Below are 26,219 nucleotides of genomic sequence, written 5' to 3' on the forward strand. Positions count from 1 at the left end.
TCGTCAGCCTCCTACCTCTGAACCACCGGCGATGCCTGGTACTGCGCCACCTCCCATCGGCCGCCACGCCGCGTGAGCACGACGCCGATGGCCAGCTCCACGGCGGGGCGGTCGAGGTAGCGGAATGTCGCCTCCAGATAGCCGAGCACGACATCGTCTGTCGGCCGGCGGGTTTCGAGGACGCGGTAGGTGACGGTCATGCCGGCGGGTCGGGAGCGGTAGTAGTCGGCTACCGCGTGCCTGCCCACGCCGTAGGGGCGGAGCCCTCGGAAGACCGCATCCTCGGTGAATGCGGCGGCCGCCCGGCCGGGATCGCCGGCATCGATACCGGCCTTCCACTCGTCCATGACGTCGGCGAGGATCTGTGCGGAATCCATGTCAGTGACCTGCGCTCTGTCCGCCGTCGACGTGCAGGATCTCGCCGGTCACGAAGGGCGCGTTCTCCAGGTACAGCACCGCGTTGACGACGTCGGCCACATCGCCGACGCGACCCACCGGGTGCAGTGCCGCCAGTGCGTCGTAGTCCGACGGCTGGTGCATCGGGGTCCGAATGATGCCGAGAGCGACTGCGTTGGAGCGAATCCCACGGGTGGCGTACTCGACGGCCAACTCACGCGTTGCGGCATTGAGTCCACCCTTGGTCAGCGAGGCCAGTGCCGACGGCACGTCGGAGTTGGCGTGTTCGACCAGCGTCGTGGAGATCGTGACCAGGTGGCCTCCCTCGCCTTGTTCGAGCATCTGGCCTACCGCCGCCCGCGAGACCTCGAAGAATCCCCGGAGGTTCACACCGGTGATCGCGTCGTAGTCCTCGTCGGTGTAGTCGACGAACGGCTTGGCGATGAAGATCCCTGCGTTGTTGACCACGGTGTCGATGCGGCCGAAGCGTTCGACCGCGGCGTCGACGATCTGTCGGCCGACGCCGGGTTGCGCGATGTCGCCCGGGACCGCCAGCACCATCGGATCCTCACTGGGCGCGATCGTCCGGGAGTTGGCCACGACGGCGTAGCCGAGCTTTCGGTATCCGGCTACCAGGCCTTCGCCGATTCCTTGTGATGCGCCGGTGATGAGTGCGACGCGGGGAGTGGATGTCATGATCGTGGTCCCTTCTCGTGGTGATACTCAACCGAACGCGTGGGGGGCCGCCGGACAGTCCGGGTCGGCGGGACCTGTTCGCTCGCTGCTGGTAGGCGCAGACTCCTACTGCATTACGCTGACCTCTGTGGAGCTGAGACAGCTGCGCTACTTCGTCACGGTGGCCGAGGAGCTGAACTTCGGGCGGGCCGCCGAGCGGCTGCGTATCGCGGGACCTTCGCTCTCACAACAGATCAAGGCACTCGAGCGGGACCTGAAGGTGCAGCTGTTCGACCGCGACCGGCGATCGGTGGCCTTGACCGCCGCCGGCTCGGCACTGCTTCCGCGGGTACGGGCCCTCATCGATCAGGCCGTCGAGCTACGTCGCCAGGCCCTCGGTTTGTCCTCGTCGGAGCCGGTTCGGATCGGGTACGTGCAGTGGTGTCCGACGGACTGGGCGGAGCGGGCGGCCGGCGTCGCGCAGCTGCGGGTGGACACCTGGGTCATGCCCTCGCACACGCAGGCGGCCCGCGTCGCGGACGGCAGCCTGGACCTCGCGATCTGCTGGGTCGAGCAGGCCGACCTCGAGGCGATGTCACTCCAGGCCCGACTGGTCGGGGCCGACCGGCTGTACGCGTTGAGTGTCGGACAGGACCCGTCACCCGTCGATGCGCGCGACCTGACGGTGCTGCTGGATTCGGACGAGGCGAGCTGGTCCTCGTGGAACCGGTTCGCCGCGCAGTTCGCCGCCGAGTCGGGGGCGCAGACCCTTCGCGTCGAGGACGGGGGAGTGACGGGCTCGACCTTCTTCGACCACATTCGGCGACTCCGGCGTCCGGTGTTGAACAACCCCAAGGGCCAGAACGACGTCACCCCGCCGGACATGACACGGCGGCCGGTGCAGCGCCCGAGCCCGATGTGGACGTGGTCGCTGGTGTGGCGGCGCGAGGAGCCGAACCCGTTGATACACGCGGTCGTCGACGCCTTCACCGCCGGCGTCGACCGGTCAGGCCTCACCGAACCGGGCGTGTGGCTGCCGGCAGACGATCCGCACCGCGCACAGGCGGGCTGAGTTCCCGGCAGCCGACACGTAGCCACGCAGCGGTCATCGCCGCCGCTGCCACGATCAGTGCCGACGTCAGGAGCGCAGCGCGAAAACCGTGGTGCAGTAGGGGAGTCACCACGAGCGGGCCGACGATCTGACCGGCTGAGTACCCCGCCGTGAGCACGGCGACGGCCCCGGGAAAGGCCAAGTCCCGGCCTGCCGCCAACGCCAGGGTGCTCACCCCGATGAATGTGCCGCCGAATGCCACGGCACCGATCAGCGCGGGTGTCGCGCCGCTGACGAGAGCGGGCAGCGCTATTCCCACCGTCTGCGCGAACAGTGCCACCACCAGCAGCGTCGGACGCGACCACCGCGCGCTGGCCATCGCCCACAGCGCCGCGGACGGTGCTGCGGCCAGCCCGACCACCAACCAGGCACCGTTACCGAGCGTGCCTGGTGACGTCTGGCTGATGGCTGCGACGAGGAACGTTCCGGCGATGATGTACCCGACCCCTTCGAGGGTGTAGCAGGCCAGCAGAACCAGGAACCAACGCCGCGAACCTGCAGGTGCGGCCGCCGAAGCGGCCTTCTCCGTGGGTGTCTCGCCCGCGCCCCGCATGCGCCATGCGATGGCGCCGACCGCGGTGGCGAGTGCCGCCGCAGCCCACCAGGTGGCCCGCCACCCTGCGGCGGGCAGGACCAACACCAGGACGCCGGACAGTGCGATTCCCAGGCCCACGCCGCCGAATCCCCACCCCGGCAGCTGCACCGAACGACCCCGGGCGTGGTCCATCATCCAATCCACAGCCATCACGAACAGCACGGCGCTCGCGAACCCGGCGACCGCGCGTATCGCCAGCCAGACGGTCACGTGATGCGTCATCGGCATCAACGCCAGACTCGCGACGACGGCGACGAGGCCCCACCGCCACGTGGTGGTCGACCGGATCAGCCGGGGTGACGCCACCCCTGCAAGCGCCCCAGCGAGATAGCCGACATAGTTGGCGGTCGCGAGAGCGCCGGCGCCGGCCGGGCTCAGACCGGCCTGGGACGTCATGAGCGGCAGAATGGGTGTGTAGACGAACCGGCCGACGCCCACGGTCGCGGCCAATGCCGCTGCCCCGCGGGCGATGTGGAGGTGGGATCGATGCCAGGTCATCCCGCCATGGTGGACACCGACGATCCATGGGCGCCAGGACAGGTTCTCTCCCAGCTGGAAGCCTCAGTCTCACAGCAGCGTTCGAGCTACGAGCAGCACCGCCTCGGGCTGGTCAGGACATCCGTGCCGGGTGCCACGAGCCCCCACACCACGGCCCTCACAACGGAAACGGTGGGCGCCCGGTCCCGCTGATCATCAGGTGACCGTCGACGGTTCGCTCGACGAGGCGGCCCACCGCGTCGTGGTCGTCCACGCACAACCGCACCGGCGCGCCGGCCGGTGTCACATGACCCGGTGCGGCGTAGACCGTGCCCTGCCAATGGTAGTGACCGTCAAAGGGATTGACCGCCCCCTTGAGGTGTACCCGTACCGCGTGCCGGGCGTCGTCGACGATCAGACTGGCCGAACCGGTGTAGACGCTCACAGGAAGTGGTTCCGTTTCCACATCCGGCGTGCCAGGGGGCCCATCAACCCGGCCTCGTCCAGGAACTGCGCCAGCGATGCGAAACCGAGCTTCTGCATGTCGTGAAAGTGCCGGTTGGCCAATGCCTGTCGCTGCGCTTCGGCGGCGTCGAGGCCGACCCGCTGATAGAGCCCGCGGCGGGTGAAGTTCTTCAGGTACAGCGACGCGCCGAGCCCGTGCAGGTTGGAGACGATCCACCGGGTACGGGCCGGGAGTGCGGCGACGTCGCGACGGATCCCGTCCCGCGCGAACTGGATGTGGCGCGCCTCCTCCGTCACGTGGATGCGCATCAGCCGATGGACCAACGGCTGCACATCCTGACCGTCGTCCAGGATCCTGCGTTGCAGGGCGTCGAAGATCTCCTCACCGACGAGCGCGGCGATCCATAGCATCGATCCGCGGAAGAGGAACGGCATCGCATTGACCGAGCGCGCGTGGCGCCCCGTCGGCCAGAAGGGCTCGACGCCGATGCGCCGGATCGCCTTGCCGAACATCAACATATGCCGGGCTTCGTCACCCAGTTCCGTCAGTTCGTAGAAAGTGCTGTCCGAGGTGGGTGAGGAGTGGATCATGCCGCGCAGCAGGGACTGGTTGAGCATGTTCTCGAACCAGATGCCCATCGACAGGTAGTTGGCGAGCTCGTGGCGGGACAGGTCGATGCGCTGCTGCGGGCTCATCTGCTCCCACAGAGGTGTCCCGTACAGCGAGGACATCTGTGGCGGCAGGAAGTACTTATCGTCCGCCAGCGGGGCATCCCAGTCGATGTCGACAACGGGTTCGTAGGACTTCTTGGCAGACCCTTTGAGCAGTCGGACTGCGAAGTCTTCTCGATCACGGGCGCTTGTGAGGGGCGCAGACGTTGTGGTCACCCCCTCAGTGTTCGTGACCGCTAGGGGCAATTTCTCACCCCGACGGGCTAAAAATGGCGACACTGATTGACCTCTGCGGTCAGTCTGCGGCCCTGTGGACCTACCATCGCCGGTATGCCGGAACCCCGAAGCCACACCGCGAGGATCGTCGAGCTGCCTGCGGGCACCCTCGAAGCGATGCGAGCCGGGCTTCCGGCGCTGATCGACCGGATGGTGCACGCCGTCATCGCCGAGGTTCCGCCGCTGGCCCAGGCCGCCCAGGAGTCCTGGCGGCCGGTCATCGACGCGTCGGCCGGCCAGCTGTTGAGTTCGCTGATCGACGGGCTCCGTCCGTCCACCGACCTGCACGCGTCGGGGCCGATACAGGAGGTGCTCGACACCGCCTACCGGTTCGGCCGCCGCGAGGCCCGCAACGGCAGACCCCCCGAAGTGCAGCTGGCCGCCTACCGGGTGGGCGCCCGCGAACTGTGGCGCGATTGGAGCGCTCTGGCCGCGCACGACGGCGTGGACCGCGACCAGATCAGCGCCTTTGCCGAGATGTTCTTCGCCTACCTCGACCTGATCTCGGCGGCCGGCGTCGCGGGACACGCCGACGAGCAGTCGAGATCGGGTCGGGACCGCGAGCGGCAACGCGAACGACTGGTCCGAATGTTGTTGAGCGACGCGACCTCCGAGGAACTCGAACTGGCCGCCGAATACGCGTCGTGGGCAGTGCCGCGGACCGTGACCGCCGTTGCCATCCCCAGCGGGCGGCAGCGCGGCGCCGCGGCCGTGACGACCGATCCCCGCACGCTGCACGTTCCCCACGACGCCATCGACTCGCACATCGGCGTGCGCGTCGTCCTGGTCTGCGACGTCGGAGGGGCGGCGCGGCCGCCGTTCCTGGCCTCGGTCGCCGGCACGGGGGCTGTCGTCGGACCCGCGCGCGGGTGGAAGGACGCGCAATCCTCGATCCGGCGGGTGATGCGCGCCGTTGCTCTGCAGCCGCCGGAGGCCGCAGATGTGCTGGATACCGAGGAGCTCCTTCCGGAACTGATCCTGCGCGCCGACGCCGACGCACTTGCCGATCTGCGTGCGCGCGTCCTCGCGCCGTTGGCGGATGTCCCCGAAGCGTCACGGGACCGTCTCGTCGAGACGCTGCGGTCGTGGCTGCTGCACCACGGTCGCCGCGACAATGTGGCCGCCGACCTGTTCGTGTCCCCGTCGACGATCCGATACCGGTTGCGCCAGTTGCGCGAGGCCTACGGCGACCGGCTGCGTGATCCGCGGGTCATCGCCGAGCTGACGGTCGCGCTGGCCGTGAACAACTGACCACGGGGCGCGCCGGAGCTCTCAAATCGCCGCGACTTTGATTGTGCGCAATTAAACGGCGTGCGATATGGTTTGCGTATGCCCGGTCCCCGACTCGACGAGCAACTCTGCTTCGCGCTCTACTCGGCGTCGCGGGCTGTCACCGCCGCGTACCGGCCGCTGCTGGAGGAACTCGGCCTGACCTACCCGCAATACCTTGTGCTGCTGGTGTTGTGGGAGGACGAGCCGTGCTCGGTGGGGCATCTCGGAGACCGGCTGCATCTGGACTCGGGCACGCTGTCGCCCCTGCTCAAACGTCTCGAATCGGCCGGCCTCGTCCGGCGGCGTCGAAGCGAGGACGACGAGCGGCGTGTCGACATCACGCTCACGCCCCAGGGCCGGGCACTCGAGGATCGGGCAGCGTGCATTCCCGATCGGCTCCTCGGCACGAATGACGGGGCGGGGGAGGAGCTTGCCGCACTGCGCGATGCCCTCCATCTGATCACCGCCGAGTTGCACGGCCGAAGCGCCACCTAGCTTCTCACCACCTCACCGCACCACCCGACTGCGACGAAAGGCTGACTCATGTCCGAACTTCCTGCGCCGCCACCGACCACCCGCGCCCGTACCGTCGGCCGACTGGTGCTGGCGGGCGCGATGATCTTCGCCGGATTCAGCCACTTGTTCTGGGCTCGTGAGGAATTCCAGGCGCAGGTACCTCAGTGGGTTCCCATGGATGCCGACGGCGTCGTCATGGCCTCGGGCGGTGTCGAGATCACGCTGGGTGTCGGTCTGGCCCTCCTGAACCGGGACCGCGTCCTCGTGGGGCGGCTCCTCGCGGCGTTCTTCATCCTGATCTTCCCCGGCAACATCGCGCAGTTCCTCAACCACGCCGACGGATTCGGGCTCGACAGCGACACCAAGCGTTTTGTCCGGCTCCTATTCCAACCGGTGCTCATCGCCTGGGCGCTGTGGGCCACGGGCATCCCGCGCTCGAAGCGCTGACCTCTGTCCTGGCGCCTAGCCCAGCCGGGGTCCCGGGACTCCCGGCGGGCACGGCCCTGCCAGGAACAACGACCAGCACCAACCCGGCGGCAACGGCGGTGGCGGCGCACCGACGCCCTGGCCCGGGGGAGGTCCCGGCGGATTCGGTCCGTCCCAGATGTTCAGCGCGACGTTGCCCTGCCCGTGATAGACGAACCAGTACTCGTGGCAGATGCCTTCATCCCAGCGCACCGGATTGACTCTCTTATTCCCGGTCTCGACCGGCGGATCGCCGGGGCACCAGGTGTAGGGACCGCCCGGAGGGGTCTGCGCCTCGGCCGTACCGGCGGCCGTTCCCATCCCGGCGCCAGCAAGGGCGGCGGCTATCAAAGCTCCGGCGATGGAGCGCTTCGACGTATGAGTGATCATGGTGTCGAGTACACAGCGCCGAATCGCTACCGATCCCAATAATGGCGAACTCCGCCGCGCCGTCGAGAACGCGGGGAGATCACGCGTCAGGCGCCAGGGGGGTCGGCCAGTCGGCGGGAGAGTCGTGCAGTGCGGACATGTCGGGGAGCTGCTTGCGGCACACCGCTTTGGCTTGCGCCGATGTCATACCCAGGGCGCGCAGCAATTTCTCCGTCACCTCGTCGACGGTGGCGTCCGTGTCGCGCTCGGGCCGTTCGCGCAGAAGCGTGGTGAGACCGACGAGCATGCCGCCGGCCATGGCGAGGCCGAGTTCGGCATCGTCGATGGTGAAACGGCCGCATTCGATCGCCGCCGCGATGTCGCGCAGCGCCCTCGGCGACAGCCCGCGGTCGGACAGGATCAGCGAACCGCCGTTGGCGAGCAGAAGCGCAGCTTCGTCGGGGCGGTAGCGCAAGAGTCGACCAGTTACGCGGAAGCTCGCCGCGAAAGCCTCGGCGGGGTCCGACATTCCCCCGGTGAAACCGTCGAGTAGGGCGCCGAGGTTGTCGAGAGCGTCGGCCACGGCGGCATCGAACAGCTCTTCCTTGCTGCCGAAGTGGTTGTAAAAGGACCCCATTCCGACGTCGGCCGCCTGGGTGATGTCCAGGATCGGTGCGTTCAGCTTGCCCTCGGCGATGAAGCGCTGGGCCGCGCGGATCAGGGCGCTGCGGGTGCGCAGCTTGCGACGCTGTACGCGGTTCACCGCAGCGTCAGGCGCTTCGGGGGTGCGCTCGGGCCCGGCCATGGACCGAAGATACCAGTCCCCTCATTAATGAGGATTTCGTCAACTACGGTTGACTGACGAATAAGTCGTATGTGACGATTTCCTCAACTACGGGAAAAGGGGCAGATGATGGTGAAGGCCGCGACCATGTCCGACGGGCACCGCAATATGCACAGCGAACGTGGCGCGTTATCCGGTGAACACTCCGGCCGCGCGCGGGGTCCGGTCATACGTGTGGAGGACATCGCATGGCTGGAGTTCGACAAGCCCGACCTCGTCCGAGCTGAGGCGTTCGCCCGGGCCTTCGGTTTCGGCATCGCTGTGCGCGATCCGCACGAGTTGCACCTCCGCGGGACGAAGGCCGGGCCGCCCTGCGTGATCATCCGGCGGGGTGAGCGCACCCGCTTCGCGGGTCTCGCATTGCGTGCGGCCGACGAGGTCGACCTTCTCCGCCTGGCCGACAAGACGGGCGCTCGGCTGCAACCGCTTCCCGAGCAGCTGGGCGGAATGGCGGTGCACCTGACCGACCCCAGCGGCATGCCGGTAAAGGTCGTCGCCGGTCTGCACACCCTGCCCGCCCTACCTGCGCAGCCGACGCAGATCCGCAACACGGGCGTCAGCGACGCCCGGCTCAACGCCACGGTCCGGCCCCCACGGGTACCCGCGCGCGTGCAGCGGCTGGGCCATGTGGTGCTGCAGTCCACCTCGTACCTGCGCACGCTGAACTGGTATCTGGACACCTTCGGGATGATCGTCAGCGACTTCCTGTTCTTCCCCGGGCAGCGCGACCGCGGACCTGCGATGAGTTTCATCCGCTGCGATCGCGGCACCACCCCCGCCGACCACCACACCCTCGCCCTGGCCCTCGGGCCGGCCAATCGCTACGTCCACTCGGCCTACGAGGTCAGCGACCTCGATGCGTTGGCCGCCGGCGGCGAGTTCCTCAGTGAGCGAGGCTATTTCCGATCGTGGGGAATCGGCCGCCACATCCAGGGCAGCCAACTGTTCGACTATTGGCGCGATCCCGACGGCTTCCTGGTCGAGCACTTCGCCGACGGTGACATGTTCGACAACACCCTCGAACCCGGCTGGGCCCCGTTCACCGCCTCGGGCCTGGCGCAATGGGGACCACCGGCGAGCAAGGACTTCCTCGACGCCGGCCCGCGCGCGGCGCGGCACCAGGTGGCCTCGATGCTCACCGCGCTGCGCGGCGACAACGAATTCGACCTGCACCGTCTCATCGGCCTACTGAAAGTTGCGACCTCATGACCACTTCCGTACTGCGTACCGCGGACGGCTGGTGGGTGCACACGCCCACCGGCGCCGCCCGGATCGACACCTCCGCGGCCACCACCGCCGAACTGCTGGCCGACAGGGCAGCCATCGCCACGGCGGCGGCCGCCGGCGGCACTGTTGCGGTGGACGAACTGCACCTGCTCTCGCCGGTCACCGCCCCGTGCCGCGTGGTCGCCCAGATGACGAATTTCGAATCACATGTCCGCGATTCCGGGATGAATCCGAAGACGGTGCCACTGACCTTCTTTCGCAAATCCTCGGCGTCCATCAGCGGTCCCTTCGAGGACATCGTGCGCCCTGCGCACGTGGGCCTGCTGGACTACGAGATCGAGATCGGACTCGTCATCGGGCGGGACATCCCGGTGGGCACCAGGATCACCGATGCCGATCTTGCCGACTACATCGCGGGGCTCACCATCACCAACGACGTGTCCGCTCGCGACATCCAACTGCCCCAGACGCAGTTCTACGAAGCCAAGTCCTATCCGACCTTCACCCCGGTGGGCCCGGCGCTGCTCCTCGTCGACGCCGGCGAACTTGCCCGCTTCGGCGACCTGCGGTTGAGACTGAGCGTCAGTGGCGACGAACGGCAGAACGCCCTCGTCGACGGCGACATGCTGTATCGACCCCTGCAGGCGCTGCAGGCGCTGACCCGCTTCCAAGAGCTGGCCGCCGGTGACCTCATCCTCACCGGGACCCCGGCAGGAACCGCGTTGACCGCCCCTCCCAAACCCATCGAGATGATCGGCAACCTGCTGCCCTCGGCCGTCAAGTGGAAGGCGTTCTTCGCCCGACAGGCCAAGAACCCGAAATACCTTCAGCACGGCGATGTGATCGAGGCCTCCGTCGCCACCGACGACGGCACCCTCGACCTGGGTGCACAGCGGCTGACGGTGCGACACACATGACCGCCGACATGCTCTGGCCCACCGCGCAGGCGCCGAGCGACATCGATGCCATCGAACGGGTTCCCCTGGACCGTCGCGGACTGCCCGCCTGCACCTACGACGTCGTCCTGCGCGCCGGCCGGCTGTGGCCCGACCGCACCGCGGTCACCGTCCTGCCCGACGGAACCGGCGATGAGCGCAGCGCGCGCCGATCCTTCGGTGAACTCGCCGCCGACGTGACGCGCGCCGCGAAAGCTCTGGCCCGCTGCGGTATCGGTCGACGGGATGCAGTGCTGCTGATCAGCCCCAACTGCGACGAGCTGATCACGGCCACCCTGGCCGCTCAGGCCGCCGGCATCGCGGTGCCGATCAACGGATCCCTGTCCGGCGAGCACGTCGCCGAGCTGGCCAGGCTTTCCGGCGCGCGCGTGTTGATCACTGCCGCACCGGAGCTCGACCCCGTCGGCCTGGAACGCGCCGCCGGCCTCGCCGAGCAGGGCCTCATCGACACCGTGGTGCTGCTGCGCCCCACGCTGGCGGACGGGGCGCCCGGTGCCGTGCCGGTGCTGCCCGGCGTCACGGTGGCCTATCTGTCGGCACTGGCCGCAGAGCACGACGCCCATCCACTCGACGGTGGGCGAGCAGAGTCAGCGGCCCTGGCCGCGCTGTTCCACACCGGTGGCACCACCGGCACCCCGAAACTGGCCGCGCACACCCACCGCAATGAGGTCGCCGACGCCTGGATGGTCGCCGTCAGCGCGGACCTCGCCGAGGACGCCGTGGTGTTCGCCGCTCTTCCGCTCTTCCACGTCAATGCCTTGATCGTCACCGTGCTGGCCCCACTGCTGCGCGGGCAGCCCGTGGTGTGGGCCGGTCCCCAGGGATACCGCGATATGGGCCTGTATCAGAACTTCTGGCGCATCGTGGAGCATTACCGACTGGCCGCGATGAGTGCCGTGCCGACCGTCTACGCGGTGCTTGCCCAGATCCCCGTCGATGCCGACATCTCCAGCCTCAGCTCCGCTGTATCGGGTGCTTCGGCACTGCCGGAGACCGTGCGTGAGAACTTTCGCAACGCCACCGGAGTGGCGCTGGTCGAGGGGTACGGGCTGACCGAGGCCACCTGTGCCAGCGCGCGCAGCTTCGCAGGCCATCCGAGGCCCCGCTCGGTCGGCCAACGGATGCCTTACCAGGAGGCCAGAGCGGTCGAGATGGGTGACGACGGCGCGTGGCGCGAGCTGCCGGCCGGGCAGGTCGGAGCGCTGGTCCTCAGCGGCCCCAACGTTTTTCCCGGCTATGTCACCGCGCGCACCGAAGACGGGTACGTACTCGACGGTCGCGGAGACCTGCGCGACGGCTGGCTCGACACCGGTGACCTGGCATCCGTGGACGACGAGGGCTTCGTCTACCTCGCGGGGCGCGCCAAAGACCTCATCATCCGCGGGGGCCACAACATCGACCCCGCTCTGATCGAGGACGTGCTGCTCAACCATCCCGACGTGACCGCGGCCGCAGCGGTGGCGCGTCCCGATGTGCATTCGGGCGAGGTACCCGTCGGATTCGTCACGGTGCAGCCCGGTGCGACCGTCACCGGTGAGGAACTGACCGCCTTCGCCGGTCAGCGGATCAGTGAACGCGCCGCGGCCCCCAAGGCGGTGAACATCATCGATGCGATACCTGTGACCGATGTCGGTAAGCCGTACAAGGTGCCGTTGCGGGCCACCGCCGCCCAACACGCGCTGACCGATGCGCTCGCCGGCCAACCCGGCCTGACGGAGATCGCCGGCCACGTCGATGCCGGAGTGCCTGTCGTCGTCGTCACCCTCGATTCGTCCGCCGACCGCTCTGCCGTCGAACGAATCGTGAAGTCGTTCGCGGTGAACTACGAGATCCGCCGGCAATGACGAAGACGACGAACGACGCACCGGCCCAGCACGTCACGGTCGCCGTCGTCGGAGGCGGACCCACCGGGATCACGGCCGCGACCCTGCTGGCGCAGTACGGCGTCGAGACCCTGGTGCTGGACCGGTGGCCGCAGGTGTATCCGCAACCGCGTGCGGTCCACCTCGACGACGAGGTGTACCGCATCCTGGCCCGGCTCGGCGTGGCGACCGAGTTCGCCGCCATCTCCCGCCCGACCCGCGGACTGCGGCTCGTCGACCGCGACATGTCGGTGCTGGCGCAGTTCGACCGCGATAAAGCTCTGACGCGCAACGGGTTTCCGTCGGCGAGCATGTTCGACCAACCGCGTCTCGAGGAGCTGTTGCGGTCCAACCTGACCCGGTACGCATGCGCCGAATTCCGTGGCGATGTCGAGGTGCTCGACGTGTCCCCACCGGAGGGAGCCGCCCCGCTGCGTCTGCGGATCCGCGACCGCGGAAGTGACCGGGAGTCGGTGATCACCGCTGACTTCGTGCTCGGCTGCGACGGCGCCAACAGCATGGTGCGCACCGCGGTCGGTGCCTCGATGCGGAACCTAAAATTCGATCAACGCTGGCTGGTGGTCGACATCGCCACCGACGCCGACCTGCACCAGTGGGAAGGCGTGCACCAGGTCTGCGACGACCGCCGTGCAGGCACGTACATGCGGATCGGACCTACCCGTTATCGATGGGAGTTCCGCCTCCTCGACCACGAATCAGCCTCCGACTACGCCGATTTGGCTGCGCTGCGCCCGCTGATCGCGCCGTGGACGAATCACGTCGCCGACACCGATCTGCAGGTGGTCCGAGTCGCCGAGTACACCTTCCGGGCCCAGCTTGCTGACCGGTGGCGCCAGGGCAACGTCTTCCTGCTCGGGGACGCGGCGCACCTGACCCCGCCGTTCATCGGACAGGGTTTGGGCGCCGGGTTGCGTGACGCGATGAACCTGGCCTGGAAGATCGCCGGCGTGCACCGCGGCGATCTGCCGCCTGGAACGCTGGACAGCTACGAAGTCGAGCGCCGCCCGCACGCACGCCACATGATCTCGCTGGGGCTGACCGTCGGTCGGGCCATGACCGCAGGTGGCCGCCTAGGCGCGGCGGTGCGGTCCCTGCTGCTGCCGCGCTTGCGCAGGATGCCGGGACTGCGGGCGAAAGTCACCGACTCCCGAACCCCGCCGCTGCGGTCCTCACCGCTTGTCCGGCGGAAGCTGCAGACGCGGGGCATCAGCGGGCACCTGTGCCCTAATGCACTGCTGCCCAACGGCAATCGGATCGACGACGAGCTGGGCCTCGGATTCGGTGTGGTCACCACGGTGGCGCTGAGCCCGTCGCAGCAGGAGTTGGTCACCACCCGAGGCGCACAGGCGGTGCACGCGGCAGCGGGGTCCGAGCTGGCCCGCTGGCTTGGTGGCCGTCGCCTCACAGCGGCGGCGGTGAGACCCGACCGCACCGTGTTGGTCGCGGGACGCGACGTCACCTCGGTGTGCCGGGCTCTTCCACCGTACCTGGCGGAACATCGACCGGCGCGTACCGGCGTCCCTGTACCGGAAGGAGACTGATCCGGTGCATCGCAGGCCTCCTGCAGTACCGGTGTACCGGCCCGACATCTACACTCGCTCAGCACTTCTGGACCCTTACCCGCACTACCGCGCCCTGCGCGAGCTGGGTTCTGTGGTGTGGCTGGCCCGTCACCGCCTCTACGCGCTCCCACGCTATGCCGAGTGCAAACAGACCCTGCGCGACGACGGCATGTTTCTATCCGGCCACGGAGTGGCGGCCAATCCGCTGGCGAATCGACTGTCGCGCGGGACCACTCTCAACAGCGACGGCGCCGACCACGATCGGCGGCGCAAGCTCGTCGCGCACAGGTTGATGCCGCGGGCTCTGCGCAGCCTGGGTGACGATGTCGACGCGCAGGCCCGGTCCCTGGTTGACGACGCCGTGCGCAAGGGCACCGTGGACGCGGTTGCCGACCTCGCCGCGGCCCTCCCGTTATCAGTGGTGCCCGACCTGGTGGGCTGGCCCCGGGATGAGCGGGCGCATCTCCTCGACTGGGCTGCGGCCACGTTCGACATTCTCGGCCCGACCAACCGGCAGTCCGTCCAGGCGGTGCCGCGCAGTCTGCAGATGCTGAGCTTCGCCCGCCGCGTGGTGCGTGAGCGCAACGTGCTGCCGGGAAGCATGGCGCACGAGCTGCTCCTCGCCGTGGACGAGGGCACTGTGGCCGTCGAGGAGGTGCCGGCCCTTCTCATCGACTACATCGCCCCGTCAATCGACACAACGATCAGCGCGATCTCCAGTGGGATGTACCTGTTCGCCACTCATCCCGAACAGTGGCAGCTGCTCAAGCAAGAGCCCACCCTCATGCCCAACGCCGTCAACGAGATCGTGCGTTTCGAGTCACCGCTGCGCGCGTTCACTCGGAAGATGTTGGGCGACAGCGATATCGGTGGGATGCAGTTGCCCGGCGGTGCGCGTGTGCTGGTGATGTACGCCTCTGCCAACCGTGACGAACGGGAATGGGACGAGCCCGACACCTTCGACATCCGCAACAATGCGGGGCGCCACCTCGGATTCGGCAGCGGCGCGCACGCGTGCGCCGGGCAGGGCCTGGCACGGCTGGAGACCACCGCAATGCTCACAGCGCTCGTCGAACGGGTCGACCGCATCGAGATCGTCGCCGAGCCGACGTGGGCCGTCAACAACATCATCCACCGGCATGAGCACCTCCCGGTGAGGCTCATCCCCACGTGATGACAGTGCCCACTGCACACGCAGCGGCGGGTCACACCGCGAAGGCCTTATGACGTGGTCTTCGGGGCAGAAGTACAGCAAGCCCCCCGCGGCCCGCCGCGTCTTGGCACAGTAGGGGTCGACTGCCGCTGCATCTCGACAGAGGGACACCGTGACGACACCGCCGCCGAACAACGGCTATCCCCCGAATTACGGCTATCCGCCGCCGCCTGGCTATCCGCCGAACTACGGCTATCCGCTGTGGTCCGAACAGCCGGCCGCCAAGCGCGGCAACCCGCTCGGCCTGGTCGCTTTGATCACCGCGCTACTGGGCGTGGCCTGTGTTCCGTTCGTACTGACGGTCAGCGGCGTCTTGCTGTCAATGGCGCTCGTTCTCGGGGTTGTTGCCCTGTGCCTACCGAGACGGCCCAAGACGACCAGCGTCGGCGCAATCGGCGTGTCGGTGGTCGGCGTGGTGATCAGCGCCGCGCGGTTGATGTCGACGATCCCCGGCGACTCTGATCCGGCGCAGTCGGCCGAAAACCCGCGGCCGAGTGACGATCCCACTGTCAATGCTGCGCCGGGAACCCGCCAGAACCCTCTGCCCATCGGCGAAACGGTGACCGATCCCGGCTGGACGGTAACGCTCGGCACACCACGTGAGGCCGGGGCGGAGGTGGCGGCCGCCGACCCGTCGAATGCACCGCCCCCTGCTGGGATGGAGTTCTGGATCGTGCCTGTACGCGCGGCGTACACCCATGCCGGTGGCACGCCGGTGTACCCGTCGGTGGAGGTCTTGGTGGAGTTTCGCGATGCCGAGAACCGCAACTTCCGCGAGGGCTGCGGCGTCATCCCCGACTCGTTGCTCGCCGTAGGTGAGATGCACGTGGGAGACGTCGTGGAAGCGAACACCTGTGTGGCGGTGCCGGCGGGTGCCGACGGATTGTGGGCACTGACGATCGCCGTCTTCAATGACCCGGTGTTCTTCACCGCCCGATAACTCCACCGTTCGGGACGCTCAGGCAGCCCCCGTCACGGCGTCGATCGCACCGACGGTGATCTGGAAGGGGCCCTGCTGTTTGTCGAGGATGTAGACCGACACCTGGTCGATGGTCGACGGGTCGAGAACCGCAGGGGCATCGGGTGCCGGGTCGAGACGCATACCGACCGGCTCAAAGGACCCGAGGGGCAGGTCGTAGCGACGGGAAACGCCGGCCTCGGTCCGAAAGCGCTGAATGTAGGACCACGGCTGGTCGACGACGCCGACCTTCATCACGTAGGTCTTCCCGTCGCCCTGCGCCTGCACACCAAGCGACGTCGCTCCGGCTGCCCGTCGCCCGAGACCGGGGTCTTGCGGACTACGGGCCGAGGCGAACCCGCCGTTGTTCTCCAGGGAGAGGACGCCGGAGAACACGAGCCCGTCGTCGAAGGTGATCCTCGAGGTGGACCTGCCGCCCATGACGGGGTCGTTGACCGTCGTCCAGGTCGCCACCGCATCCGCGGTGCCGAGGTCGACGAGTACGACGGCGGCCCCTTCCGTTGCGGGGACCTGTGCAGAAGCGCGAGACGCCGCAGGCGTCGTCTCGTCACGGCCCGGGGCGTGCCCGGCGCAGGACACCACCAGAAGCGCCCAGCAGCAGCCGGCCGCGACACCGGCCAGCTGTGGCCCGTTCCGACGATCGCCCAGCACTGCGCGCCATCCTCCCGTCAGGTCACCGTAGTGGGCATCGGAACGGTCAGCACCCGCTCGGGGAGGATCCGATCTCGTTGCCCCGCATGGGCATACCGTCGATCACGGCATAGATCGTCTGTAGATCCGGCACACCGTCCACGCGGAACTTCTCGCTTCCATCCTTGCCGATCAGCAGCGCAGTGAAGGCTCCCGTGTCGATGGCGTACTTTGCCCTAAGCTCGTGAGCCTCGTCGGCTCCGATGATCTCGCCGCCGAGAGTGCTGGTGCCCTCGCGCACGACGACCCCGGTCACCATGTCGCGATCGGCGAACTCGCACTCGCCCGCCTCGATGCGGCCCAGCGTCTCGACGAGCCTGGGATCGGTGTCCGCGGGCGCGAACAGCAGTAGAGGACGGCGTTGCCACAGATAGTCACCGAGTTCGGTGGCCAAGGCCGGAGCGGACACGGCGACAGCGCTGGTGACCAGAACCGTGAAGAGAAGCGCCAGCCGCACGACGCTGCGCATGAGGGGCATAGTGCTTCCGGAGTCTACCGATTCACGTCCGGTGGCGTGGTTGACTAGATCCGAGCAGGGCGGTCGCCCTTCACAGCAGCATTTGGCTGAGCGGGTGGACGAGGTACCGCAGCGAGTAGGCCTCCCATACGGCGCCGACGACCAGCAGGGCGAGCGCCGGGAGGGCGAGAAGACCCATCCGCCGGAGTCCGCGAAGGTAGCCCTGGCGGCGGTTCTGCGCGTGGACGGTTCGGGGGAGCAGCCAGCTCGTGCCGAGTAGATAGGCACCGAGCAACAGAAGGACGTAGGCCTGGAGTTCGATGACGAAGGTCAGGGAGTGGGGGATGAGCGCCACCCAGCCTGTGGGCGTGGCCGGGACGAGGGTGATGCCCGTTTCCACGGCCCAGTACGCGAAGAGCGCGCAACCCGCGAACGGCACGACCAGTGACGGCACCACGATCGTCAGCAGACTGAGCCGAAAGACGTTGACAGCGAGGATCGTCAGAGCGAACAGCGGCGGGTTGGCGAAGAGCGCTCCCACCAATTCCGCCGTGCCGTCGTCCACCAACTCGGCGGCTCGCGCTTCGGACAGCGCGGGGAAGGCGAGCCCGAGACCGAAACCGAGGAGAGCCAACCCGTACGCGGCCGCGTTGATGACGAGGTACGCGCGCAGATTGCTGCGGATGAGCCGAAACGGACGGCGCCACAGGGGTGTACGGCTCCCGGGATTCGAGGTCGGCAGGTGCGGGCCGTCAGTGGCGCCGCCGTCAGTAGCGCCGCCGTTGCCTCCGCGGTTGCTGTCGTCGGCGGTCAGGACGGCCTGGCCTTGTGCGTCCAGCGGTCGGGGTCGGTCTCCAGAGCGGCCCGGTCCCACCCCATCAGATCGGCCGCAGCGCCGTAGGTGAACTCGAGGAAGTCCATCACCAGCGCATCGGGGTCCTCGGCCTGGCGTGCCACCTCGTAGGGCAACAGATACTGCCGCAATCCGGTGTCGTAGAAGGCTCCCGCCGGACATCCCGCGGCCTTGGCGAATCCGTCCGGTTCGGGATAGGCGTACGAGTAGAACGCCCCCTCCTCCCCGCCACCGGGCCAGAAACCGCAGCTGCTCAGTTCATGGGAGTAACCCTCCTCCATCACCCAGTCGCCGCAGTTGGGCGCGCCACCCGGATGTGGGGGTGCCGGGCGACCCGAGAACCGGGTGCAGGCCATGTCGAAGGAGCCCCAGAAGAAATGCACAGGGCTGACCTTGCCGACGAACCGGGCACGGAAGGCTCCGATCACCCGGTCGGCCTGCACCAGCTGTCGCCAGAAGGCCGTGGCGGCCGCGGGGTCGTAACCGGTGTGGTGGTCCTCGGCGAACGGCACCGCCGGGTCTACTTCGTTGGGGCCCCGCGAGATGTCCGCGTCGATCCCCAATCTGGCGAGGGTGCCCAGCACCGCCCCGTGGAACTGGGCCACGGAGGCGTCGCGCAGGCCGATGGTGTCTGCCCCGCCGTCGCTCACGCGTAGGGCCAGCACGTGGTCGACGAAATCGAATTCCATGTCGAAGGTCTCGGTGCCCGCCGGGATCGCCGACGTCGTCAAGCCTCGCGGCGTCACGTAGAGCGGCACCTGCCACCAGTGGTTGACCAGAGGCGCGTGCGCCAGCCGCACCTTGCCCACGATCTGGCTCCACATATGCAGCGACCTGCGGGTCGGTTCCCAGTCGTCGACCCGTAGCGCCGGCCAGCCCGCGCCCGCTCGGACATCCGTCATTCGAACCTCCCTGATGTTGCAGCACCGAACGAGTTCCGCCGGGGCAGCCCGGACGACGACACCATCCTTCATCGTTTGGCCCCTTGCGTCGACTGGCGCGAATGCCGTTGCGGGAGAGAAGGCGGCAACCGCGACCCCGGCGGGGGCTACGACGAACCCGCGGACCCGTCGGAATCGGACGCCGGATCGGGATTGAGGATGTACAGCCCGGCGACCGACCGGTCGTCCCGGAACGTGACACGAGCGACGAAGTCCCCGGCCTCGAAATGCAGCGGCGTGTTGGTCGTGGTGAAGTCGCCGGCGCGCACGACATCGGTGTCGCCGTGTCGTTCGTACGCCCCGGCCAACCCCGCGAAGTAGGCCCACGCCTCGGCGAGACCGTCCTCGGTGAGCCCGGCACGCATCGTCGCGTCGAAGCGCGCGGTGACCTCGGCCCACCGGGAATGGGCGAGATCCTCGATGATCGACCGGGCGAGCTCGTCGGCCCCGGGTAGTGGACTCGTCGTCATGGCTTCTCCGTTTCGTGGATCGATGGGCTTGCCGTACCGCTGGAACGCGGCCTGACGCGACACACCGAGGACGTCGCCGATCTCCTGCCACGTGCGCCCGGCGTCTCTGGCCTGCTGCACCGCCGCGGCGAGGAACCTCTCGGCGCCGTCCTGAACGCCGCGGGCGGTGCGGACCAGCTCGAGCGCATCGTGGTGACCCCCCAGAACGGGGGCCGCCAGCACCCTGCCGAGCTGGCGGTGGAGCTGTTGGGCAAGGTCGGTGGATGACTCGGCCACGTGTCATGTTTAGGTTGACACTGGAGCCGCTGTCAAGATTATCTTGACACGGCCATACCCGCACGCGGTCGGCCCTACCCCGCCCGAGGGCCCCTACCCGATGGCCCACAATCCCAGGCTGAGCACGAAGGCGCTGAGGCCGAGCGTGGTCTCCAGCACGGTCCACGTCTTCAGCGTGGTCTTCACGTCCATACCAAAGAACCGGCTGACCAACCAGAAGCCGGAGTCGTTGACGTGCGACAGCACGGTCGCACCCGCGGCGATGGCGATGACCAGCGCTGTGAGCTGGATACTGCCGAGCCCTGCTGAGGCAACGGCCGCGCTGAGCAGCCCGGCGGTCGTCGTCAGCGCGACCGTGGCAGACCCCTGCGCGACCCGCAGCAGGGTGGAGATGACGAACGCCTGAAGGATCAACGAGATGCCGAGATTCGACAGCGAGGAGCTCAACGCGTCGCCGATACCGCTCAGTCGCAGCACGCCGCCGAACATGCCGCCGGCGCCGGTGATCAGGATGATGGCGCAGATGGGCCCCAGCGCGTTGTCGAGGATGTCGCTGACATCGGCCATCGAGCGGTTGCGCAACCCCAGCAGCAGTGTCGCCACCAACACGGTGATCAACAGCGCAATCGGTGTGTTGCCCAACAACTTCAAGTATTCGGCCCACGTCGCGCCTTCCTCGATGACACCGGCGGTCATCAGGGTGTCGAGCACGGTGTTGAACGAGATCAGGACGAACGGCAGGAGCAGGACCACGAGCACGGTGAGGAAGGAGGGCGCCGTCCGCGTGACGGTGGTCCCTGTGCCGCGTCCGCCAGCCGCAGGCACGCCGTCGTCGTCGGTATCAGTGTCGCGACCGCCGTTGATCTCGCCGAACAGCGAGGCCGGGATGTCGACGTATACCCGTCGTCCGATCACCTGGGAGACCAGGAAGGCGCCGACATACCAGGACACGACGGCGACCGGGACGCCGATGATCAGGGTCAGACCGATGTTGGCGCCGAGCAGTTCGGAGGCAGCCACCGGACCCGGGTGAGGCGGCACGATCGCGTGCATGGCCGCGAAGGCGCCTGCCGCCGGGAACGCATACAGCAGGATCGAACCGCCGAAGCGCCGCGCCACCGTCATGATGATCGGCAGGAACACCACGAGGCCCGCGTCGAAGAAGATCGGGAAACCGAACAGCAGCGCGGCCACGCCGAGCGCCAGGGGAGCGCGCTTCTCACCGAACCGGCCGATCAGCGTATCCGCGAGAACCTGTGCACCACCGGTGGTTTCGAGCAGTCTGCCGATCATCACGCCGAACCCGACGAGTAGGGCCACCGAGCCGAGCGTGTTCGAGAAGCCGTACGTCAACGCGCTCGGAACATCGGCCACCGGGATCCCGGCGGCCAGCGCGGTCAATGCGCTCACCAGCACCAGGGCCACGAAGGCGTGCAGCTTGACCTTGATGATCAGGAACAGCAGCAGGGCCACTGCGCCCGCGGCGATCAAGAGGAGCGTGGACGTCCCGTATGCCGGATCAATGGCTTCCATGGAAAGTCCCTCCCGCGGTGATGTCAGCGCGTCGAATCATCGGTCCTCCTTCTCGGCTTTCTCCGGAACAGTTGTGGCGATGTAACTTTCGATGATCAGATCAATGGTCTGGGCCACGTCGATGGCGACACCGTGCTCATCGGGTTCGAGGGGTTCCAGCGTCTCGAACTGAGAGGCCAGCAGCGCTGCGGGCATGAAATGTCCCGGGCGACTTGCCTGTCGCCGGCCGATGGTTTCGAGGGTGCCCTCAAGGTGCAGGAACTCGATCCCGGCGCAGTGTCTGCGCAGCTGGTCGCGGTATCGGCGTTTCAGCGCCGAGCAGCTCATCACTCCGCCGTCGCGGTGCAGCGCCAGCCACTCGCCGATCGATTCCAGCCATGGGTGGCGGTCCTGGTCGTTGAGGGGATGGCCGGCCGTCATTTTCGCGATGTTCTCCGGCGGGTGGAAGTCGTCCGCGTCGGCGAAGGGAACGCGCAGTCGTTGCGCCAGCGCGGCGCCAACGGTCGACTTTCCTGACCCCGATACACCCATGACGACGATTGGTGATGCCATGCCCTCTACCTATTCGATGTGTCCGTCATCACATAGCTTGGCGCAATCGTCATACTATTGCAAGGGCTACGAGGGAAAGAGATTCTCTACCGATGCCGGTACGTCTCTGACATCATCAATTGATGCTCGATCGGCCGAACCCCGGCGCCCTCCACGGCAGTTTGCTGACTGCCCTGGGGACCGCGATCGTGTCCGGTCGGTACCCACCCGGGCGGGTTCTCACCCTCGACGGAGTGAATGCCGAGCACGGGGTGTCCCGCAGCGTCGCCCGCGAAGCGATTCGTGTGCTCGAGTCGATGGGCATGGTGGAGTCCCGGCGAAGGGTCGGCATCACGGTGCAGCCCGCCGAGAAGTGGAACGTCTTCGATCCGATGCTGATCCGGTGGCGGCTGGACGTCGGCGACCGCACAGCGCTGCTGGTGTCGCTGTCGGAACTCCGACTGGGGTTCGAGCCGGCTGCGGCGGCACTGGCCGCGCGTCGGGCGACCCCGCACCAGTGCCGGGTGATGGCGTCGGCGGTCTCCGACATGATGGTGCACGGCCGATCCGGCGATCTCGACGCATACCTGCTGGCGGACAAGCTGTTTCACCAGACGCTCTTGGAGGCCAGCGGGAACGGGATGTTCCGGGCCCTCACCGGCGTCGTCGACGAGGTGCTCACCGGCCGGACCCAGCACGGGATGATGCCCGAGAAGCCCAACATCGCGGCGATCGCCCTGCACGACGATGTCGCGCGCGCGATCAGGATGGGTGAGACGAAGCAGGCCGAGCAGGCGATGCGCGCGATCATCGACGAGGCCGCGTCGGCCGTTGTCGAGGAGTTCCCCTCGTGACTCGCCCGCGCTGACGACGTCCCGCGGACTACCGCGGCGGGTCGCCGCGCCAGCTGAAACTGTTGACGTACTTGCCCATGTCGAGCGCCAACTGCAGGGAGACAGCCGACGGCTTGCCCGAACCGAAGTCCGGTCCGAACGCCCGATACGGCCCCACCGCAGCGGCGATCAACGCCAGGTCGTTCTTCACCGCCACCATCACGATGATGCGCATGCGGGTGGAACTGTTCATCGCACCCTGCGGCCACAGGTCCGCGGCGTACCCGTAACCCGGCTGGTAGCCGACCATCGTGTTCGGGATCTCGTAGGCGGTCCTGGTGTCCGGGAACGTCTCGTTCACCAGCTCGACCGCGATCTCCTCGGCGCTGCGCCCGGCGGCCGGGCGACTGACCAACTGCATCGTGCCGCCGTCACCGGCCTGCAACACCGCGGTCACCCCGTCGGCGCGGGTGGTGACCTCGTAGGCAGACCCCTCGGCCGGGTAGGACACCGAGAATGCCCCGTCCGATGAGGTGAACCGCGGATTGATCTCCACCGCGCGGTTCATCGGCGGACTACCGCAGTCGGGCGGACAGATGTACCTGGGCGCGGGGTCGGAGATGAGGCCGGAGAGCCCGACCAACCCAGCGGCGACCACCGTGACCGCGATGCCGAGCCCCAGCGCCACCGTGCGGAACGACGTGGTCCGTCGTGGGGGCGCCTCGTACGTGCCGGCGTGTATCGAGTAGCCCGGTAACAGGCCCACGGTGATCTCCCCGGGCGCGACGTCGTCGGCGAGACGGACCGGACGTTCCGCGCGCCGGGCGTCGAGCGAGCGCCGCGAGCACGCCTGCATCGCCGCGCCGCACCGGGCGCAGAACGGCGCATCCGGCACCACGTGGTTGCACTCCACGCACAGAATGGGCTCGTCGGCGTGGACATCGCCGTGCGCCTGGTGCAGCAGCGCGAGGTGCAGGCCGATCCGCAGAGCCAGCAGGGCGATGCCGGTCAATCCCAAATGCACGGCCAGCTGCCACAGTTGGGGCAGACGGGCGACGTCGACCAGACCGACCGAGGCATAGATGGCCACCACGACGACCGCGATGAGGACGAGGGTGGCCCGGACGAAGTTGCGGTGTTCCAGGGCTTTGGTGGGCGGGCGGGTGAACCACAGCGCCGTGCCGATGAGCCCACCCACCGCGGCTGCGGTCAGGGGCATCGCAATGCCGCGGACACCGGCCTCGACCAGCAGTCCGTCGAGCGGTCGCACGCGGTTGATCATGCCGGTGGTGAACTGAGGCGCCAGCCGTGTCAACGTGGCGGCCGCAGTGAAGGTGAGCGCGCCCAGAGCTCCGATGATGTAGCCGTCCAGCGCCTCCCGGCTGCCGCGCCATGACCATCGGGTCACCAGCGCGGGGACCAGCATGAGCAGCATGCTGCCGATCGGGACGGCGAGCCCGTCGCGCAGGATCCGTTCGCCGGCGATGCCCGCGCCGAGCGGGACGCCGTAGGCACGCGCGACGGCCGCCCCGGTCAACAAGGCCCACCCTGCGCCCAGTCCGGTACCCAGCGCGGCTGTCAGCACCAGCCATCTGCGCGGAAGATCATGAAAGACATCGGATTCGCGAAGGTAGAGCGCGAACAGCATCGGCAGGCCGAGCGAGGCCACCGCGATCAATGCCGCCGGCATCCGCAGCACGGTGGCGACAGTCAGGGCGGTCGCGAGAAGCCCCAGGCCCATCAGGAACACGGTGCGAGCGCGCGGCGTCAGATGCGGGAAGAGCGAACTCGTCAGCGCCGGCGTCAGCAGCCGTTGCCCGGAGGCCGCGCTGAACGCACGCGCCCGCAGCCAGTGCGGCCCGTCGCCGCGCCGGTGGTCAGCCAGCGGCATGCCGCAGTGCCCGCAGAATTCGCCTGCGGGAACATCGAACTCGCAGGTCGGGCACTCCGTCATGCCAGGAGCGCTCATCAGTACCGTCGCTTCTTCGCGCAAGCGCTCATCAGTGCGCTCGCTTCTTCGCGCAAGCGCTCATCAGGCCTGCACCTTCTGCGCGATCTGCAGATTCCGCACCAGGTTGTCGATGTCGGGCGTACCGAGACCGGTCACCAGGTCATAGCCGGGGCCGGCATTGTCGACGGCGTTGCCGCCCAACGTGATATCGCGATAGGCCGGGCGCGGAGCGCCTTCGGCGATGCGATACAGCAGGGGGTTGATGTCGCCGATGAGCGCCCCGTTGTTCTCCAGCAGGTACTGATTCATCACTGCTGTCAGGCCGGCCCAGATCGGCGCCGACTGCGACGTACCGCCGCCCACGACCACCCGCCCGTTGAGCACGATCTTCACGCCGGTGAACGGGTCGGCCACCGCGGCGACATCCGGGGTCATGCGCATCCCGGTGTTGCGCTCCCGCGGCACCGACGCCGCCGCCACGCGTTGCCAGGGCGGAAGTTCGAACAACGTCGAGACCCCGCCGCCGGTGCCCTGGGAGAGGGGCACGTCGAACCAGGTCTGCTCCGACACCCAGCCTCCGTCCGCATCGGTGGACAGAGTGGTGCCCCCGACACTGGTCATCTCGGGCAGCGAGGCGATCGAGTCCAGACCGATGTCCTGTTCGCTGGGCACCGACGACCAGTCCTGTCCGCCACGGCATTCCATGCCGGCGAGGTCACCGCTGGCGTTGTAGGCGGTGGTGCCGTGGGACTGGGCGGTGCGCAGCGCCGACCGCACCGGTGCGAGGTCGGCGGCGGTGATGAGCTTGTCGCAGCCCCAGCCGATCGAGAAGCTCCACACTGCGCCGGGGAACCTGCGGTCGGTGTCTTCGAGCATCTCGCCGATCTTGCGGTAGCCGCCACCACCTTCGAACGTCGGGCGGGCGTTCACCACGACCTTGCGGGCGTCGGGTGCCAGTGCGTGGGCGACCTGCAGATCCATCGACAGCTCACCCCGAGACTCGCCCGGCATTCCCCCGACGATCTCCGGGGTGAACTGCGGCAGGCCGAACATGCCCGTGAACGAGTCCAGGTCGGACTGTTCGAAACCGTCGAAGGCGAAGACCACGATCGTGATCCCCTTCCCCGTGAACCCTGCCCGGGCCAGATCGTCGGCGTTGTAGGTGTTCAGCAGCGCCGCGGGGGACAAGCCACGGTCGGGGACGTCGAGCGGCACGTGTTCGGGCCGCGACATGCGGTGCGGCAGGTAGCTCAGGATCCGGCCGATCTCGGCCACCTCCGCCCGCAGATGCTCGGGCACCGACGGCTGGTGCGGCGAGGCATAGAACAGTTGACCCCGCCGTCCCCGGTAGTCACGGACGGAGACATCGAAGGCCTGCCCGACGGCACCGGGTGATCCCTCGACCACCACCCAGTCGTCGCCGGGTCGCCACCGAACCGACAGCGACCGATCCTCGGCCCAATCGATCAGCGCCGTCGGCCGGGACCGGTCGATGAGGCTCGCGGTCAGCTCGATCCGCTGCTCCTGCGCCGGCCCCAGATCGGTCGAGGCATCCAGCAGCGACGCAAAGGGGCCGTCGATGACCGCCTCATCGCGCTCCGGCTCGCTGACCGACAGGCCTATCCCCGCCAGCACTGCCCCGACGGCGAGCATGGCGGTCAGCGAGCGGACGGTCGCCTTGGGTGTGACCGGCGCTGTCATGGCTGGGCTCGAACTGGAGGACATGCCCGG

At 68.1% G+C, this 26,219-nt stretch carries 27 protein-coding genes; 11 read left to right on the forward strand and 16 right to left on the reverse strand.

Annotation, left to right across the window (positions count from 1 at the left end):
- Positions 1 to 11: 11 nt before the first annotated feature.
- Both FHR72_RS02675 and FHR72_RS02680 read right to left on the reverse strand, forming a co-directional pair.
- Positions 12 to 377, reverse strand: coding sequence for an SgcJ/EcaC family oxidoreductase (locus tag FHR72_RS02675; protein WP_183466342.1), 366 nt, complete (start codon positions 375 to 377; stop codon positions 12 to 14).
- 1 nt (position 378) lies between these two features.
- Entirely contained in the window at positions 379 to 1,092 is a 714-nt protein-coding gene (locus tag FHR72_RS02680) for an SDR family NAD(P)-dependent oxidoreductase (protein ID WP_183466343.1), read from the reverse strand.
- Positions 1,093 to 1,219: 127 nt separating this feature from the next.
- On the opposite strand from FHR72_RS02680, the gene FHR72_RS02685 reads away from it, so the two are divergent.
- The gene (locus tag FHR72_RS02685) at positions 1,220 to 2,143 is read left to right on the forward strand and encodes a LysR family transcriptional regulator (RefSeq protein ID WP_183466344.1); all 924 of its coding nucleotides are present in this window, start codon (positions 1,220 to 1,222) and stop codon (positions 2,141 to 2,143) included.
- Here the strand turns inward: FHR72_RS02685 and FHR72_RS02690 are convergent.
- The 3 genes from FHR72_RS02690 to FHR72_RS02700 all read right to left on the reverse strand — a co-directional run bounded on the left by FHR72_RS02690 (position 2,085) and on the right by FHR72_RS02700 (position 4,607).
- Entirely contained in the window at positions 2,085 to 3,275 is a 1,191-nt protein-coding gene (locus tag FHR72_RS02690) for a YbfB/YjiJ family MFS transporter (protein ID WP_183466345.1), read from the reverse strand. The genes FHR72_RS02685 and FHR72_RS02690 overlap by 59 nt on opposite strands.
- A 157-nt stretch (positions 3,276 to 3,432) precedes the next feature.
- On the reverse strand, positions 3,433 to 3,699 hold the full coding sequence (locus FHR72_RS02695; RefSeq protein WP_183466346.1) for a DUF4873 domain-containing protein: 267 nt from the start codon (positions 3,697 to 3,699) through the stop codon (positions 3,433 to 3,435).
- Positions 3,696 to 4,607, reverse strand: a complete 912-nt coding sequence (locus FHR72_RS02700; protein WP_183466347.1) for an AurF N-oxygenase family protein — start codon at positions 4,605 to 4,607, stop codon at positions 3,696 to 3,698. Before FHR72_RS02700 ends, FHR72_RS02695 begins: the two co-directional genes overlap by 4 nt.
- A gap of 114 nt (positions 4,608 to 4,721) precedes the next feature.
- Between FHR72_RS02700 and FHR72_RS02705 the strand changes: the two genes are divergently transcribed.
- The 3 genes from FHR72_RS02705 (at position 4,722) to FHR72_RS02715 (ending at position 6,902) form a co-directional block, all read left to right on the forward strand.
- Positions 4,722 to 5,918 (forward strand): PucR family transcriptional regulator, encoded by a 1,197-nt coding sequence (locus FHR72_RS02705; protein WP_183466348.1) that lies wholly within the window; start codon positions 4,722 to 4,724, stop codon positions 5,916 to 5,918.
- A 78-nt stretch (positions 5,919 to 5,996) separates the two neighbouring features.
- Entirely contained in the window at positions 5,997 to 6,434 is a 438-nt protein-coding gene (locus FHR72_RS02710; protein ID WP_183466349.1) for a MarR family winged helix-turn-helix transcriptional regulator, read from the forward strand.
- 48 nt (positions 6,435 to 6,482) lie between these two features.
- The gene (locus FHR72_RS02715) at positions 6,483 to 6,902 is read left to right on the forward strand and encodes a DoxX family protein (RefSeq protein WP_183466350.1); all 420 of its coding nucleotides are present in this window, start codon (positions 6,483 to 6,485) and stop codon (positions 6,900 to 6,902) included.
- A 15-nt stretch (positions 6,903 to 6,917) separates the two neighbouring features.
- Here FHR72_RS02715 and FHR72_RS02720 read toward each other — a convergent pair whose 3' ends face one another.
- Positions 6,918 to 7,310: a hypothetical protein gene (locus tag FHR72_RS02720; protein ID WP_183466351.1), complete on the reverse strand. Its 393-nt coding sequence runs from the start codon at positions 7,308 to 7,310 to the stop codon at positions 6,918 to 6,920.
- Between the two features lie 79 nt (positions 7,311 to 7,389).
- On the reverse strand, positions 7,390 to 8,094 hold the full coding sequence (locus FHR72_RS02725) for a TetR/AcrR family transcriptional regulator (protein WP_183466352.1): 705 nt from the start codon (positions 8,092 to 8,094) through the stop codon (positions 7,390 to 7,392).
- 126 nt (positions 8,095 to 8,220) lie between these two features.
- Between FHR72_RS02725 and FHR72_RS02730 the strand changes: the two genes are divergently transcribed.
- From FHR72_RS02730 to FHR72_RS02755, 6 genes are all read left to right on the forward strand, one after another.
- A complete protein-coding gene (locus FHR72_RS02730) occupies positions 8,221 to 9,342 on the forward strand; it encodes a VOC family protein (protein ID WP_183466582.1) in 1,122 nt (373 codons plus the stop codon).
- Entirely contained in the window at positions 9,339 to 10,277 is a 939-nt protein-coding gene (locus FHR72_RS02735; RefSeq protein WP_183466353.1) for a fumarylacetoacetate hydrolase family protein, read from the forward strand. The genes FHR72_RS02730 and FHR72_RS02735 overlap by 4 nt, the downstream gene beginning before the upstream one ends.
- Entirely contained in the window at positions 10,274 to 12,160 is a 1,887-nt protein-coding gene (locus FHR72_RS02740; protein ID WP_183466354.1) for an acyl-CoA synthetase, read from the forward strand. Before FHR72_RS02735 ends, FHR72_RS02740 begins: the two co-directional genes overlap by 4 nt.
- Positions 12,157 to 13,740, forward strand: a complete 1,584-nt coding sequence (mhpA, locus tag FHR72_RS02745) for a bifunctional 3-(3-hydroxy-phenyl)propionate/3-hydroxycinnamic acid hydroxylase MhpA (protein WP_183466355.1) — start codon at positions 12,157 to 12,159, stop codon at positions 13,738 to 13,740. Before FHR72_RS02740 ends, mhpA begins: the two co-directional genes overlap by 4 nt.
- A gap of 4 nt (positions 13,741 to 13,744) precedes the next feature.
- A complete protein-coding gene (locus FHR72_RS02750) occupies positions 13,745 to 14,935 on the forward strand; it encodes a cytochrome P450 (RefSeq protein WP_311736026.1) in 1,191 nt (396 codons plus the stop codon).
- Between the two features lie 151 nt (positions 14,936 to 15,086).
- A complete protein-coding gene (locus tag FHR72_RS02755; protein WP_183466356.1) occupies positions 15,087 to 15,914 on the forward strand; it encodes a hypothetical protein in 828 nt (275 codons plus the stop codon).
- Positions 15,915 to 15,932: 18 nt separating this feature from the next.
- Here the strand turns inward: FHR72_RS02755 and FHR72_RS02760 are convergent, their stop codons facing one another.
- From FHR72_RS02760 to FHR72_RS02790, 7 genes are all read right to left on the reverse strand, one after another.
- On the reverse strand, positions 15,933 to 16,604 hold the full coding sequence (locus FHR72_RS02760; protein ID WP_311736027.1) for a CIA30 family protein: 672 nt from the start codon (positions 16,602 to 16,604) through the stop codon (positions 15,933 to 15,935).
- 46 nt (positions 16,605 to 16,650) lie between these two features.
- Positions 16,651 to 17,112, reverse strand: a complete 462-nt coding sequence (locus tag FHR72_RS02765) for a DUF4174 domain-containing protein (RefSeq protein ID WP_260155726.1) — start codon at positions 17,110 to 17,112, stop codon at positions 16,651 to 16,653.
- Positions 17,113 to 17,191: 79 nt separating this feature from the next.
- On the reverse strand, positions 17,192 to 17,974 hold the full coding sequence (locus FHR72_RS02770) for a stage II sporulation protein M (protein WP_311736028.1): 783 nt from the start codon (positions 17,972 to 17,974) through the stop codon (positions 17,192 to 17,194).
- Positions 17,911 to 18,855 carry a DUF5996 family protein gene (locus FHR72_RS02775; RefSeq protein ID WP_183466358.1) on the reverse strand — a complete coding sequence of 315 codons (945 nt, stop codon included), beginning with the start codon at positions 18,853 to 18,855 and terminating at the stop codon, positions 17,911 to 17,913. The genes FHR72_RS02770 and FHR72_RS02775 overlap by 64 nt, the downstream gene beginning before the upstream one ends.
- A gap of 146 nt (positions 18,856 to 19,001) precedes the next feature.
- Complete coding sequence (locus FHR72_RS02780) at positions 19,002 to 19,640, reverse strand: DUF3887 domain-containing protein (protein WP_311736029.1); 639 nt, start codon at positions 19,638 to 19,640, stop codon at positions 19,002 to 19,004.
- A 93-nt stretch (positions 19,641 to 19,733) separates the two neighbouring features.
- Complete coding sequence (locus FHR72_RS02785; RefSeq protein ID WP_183466359.1) at positions 19,734 to 21,173, reverse strand: GntP family permease; 1,440 nt, start codon at positions 21,171 to 21,173, stop codon at positions 19,734 to 19,736.
- 36 nt (positions 21,174 to 21,209) lie between these two features.
- Positions 21,210 to 21,725, reverse strand: a complete 516-nt coding sequence (locus tag FHR72_RS02790; RefSeq protein ID WP_183466360.1) for a gluconokinase — start codon at positions 21,723 to 21,725, stop codon at positions 21,210 to 21,212.
- A 122-nt stretch (positions 21,726 to 21,847) separates the two neighbouring features.
- On the opposite strand from FHR72_RS02790, the gene FHR72_RS02795 reads away from it, so the two are divergent.
- Positions 21,848 to 22,558 (forward strand): FadR/GntR family transcriptional regulator, encoded by a 711-nt coding sequence (locus tag FHR72_RS02795; protein ID WP_183466361.1) that lies wholly within the window; start codon positions 21,848 to 21,850, stop codon positions 22,556 to 22,558.
- A 28-nt stretch (positions 22,559 to 22,586) separates the two neighbouring features.
- On the opposite strand, the gene FHR72_RS02800 is transcribed toward FHR72_RS02795, so the two are convergent.
- The gene (locus FHR72_RS02800; protein WP_183466362.1) at positions 22,587 to 24,506 is read right to left on the reverse strand and encodes a GumC domain-containing protein; all 1,920 of its coding nucleotides are present in this window, start codon (positions 24,504 to 24,506) and stop codon (positions 22,587 to 22,589) included.
- A 63-nt stretch (positions 24,507 to 24,569) separates the two neighbouring features.
- Positions 24,570 to 26,189: a S53 family peptidase gene (locus FHR72_RS02805; protein ID WP_183466363.1), complete on the reverse strand. Its 1,620-nt coding sequence runs from the start codon at positions 26,187 to 26,189 to the stop codon at positions 24,570 to 24,572.
- Positions 26,190 to 26,219: the final 30 nt, after the last annotated feature.

The organism is Mycolicibacterium iranicum, from assembly GCF_014190915.1.
Lineage (GTDB): Bacteria > Actinomycetota > Actinomycetes > Mycobacteriales > Mycobacteriaceae > Mycobacterium > Mycobacterium iranicum_B.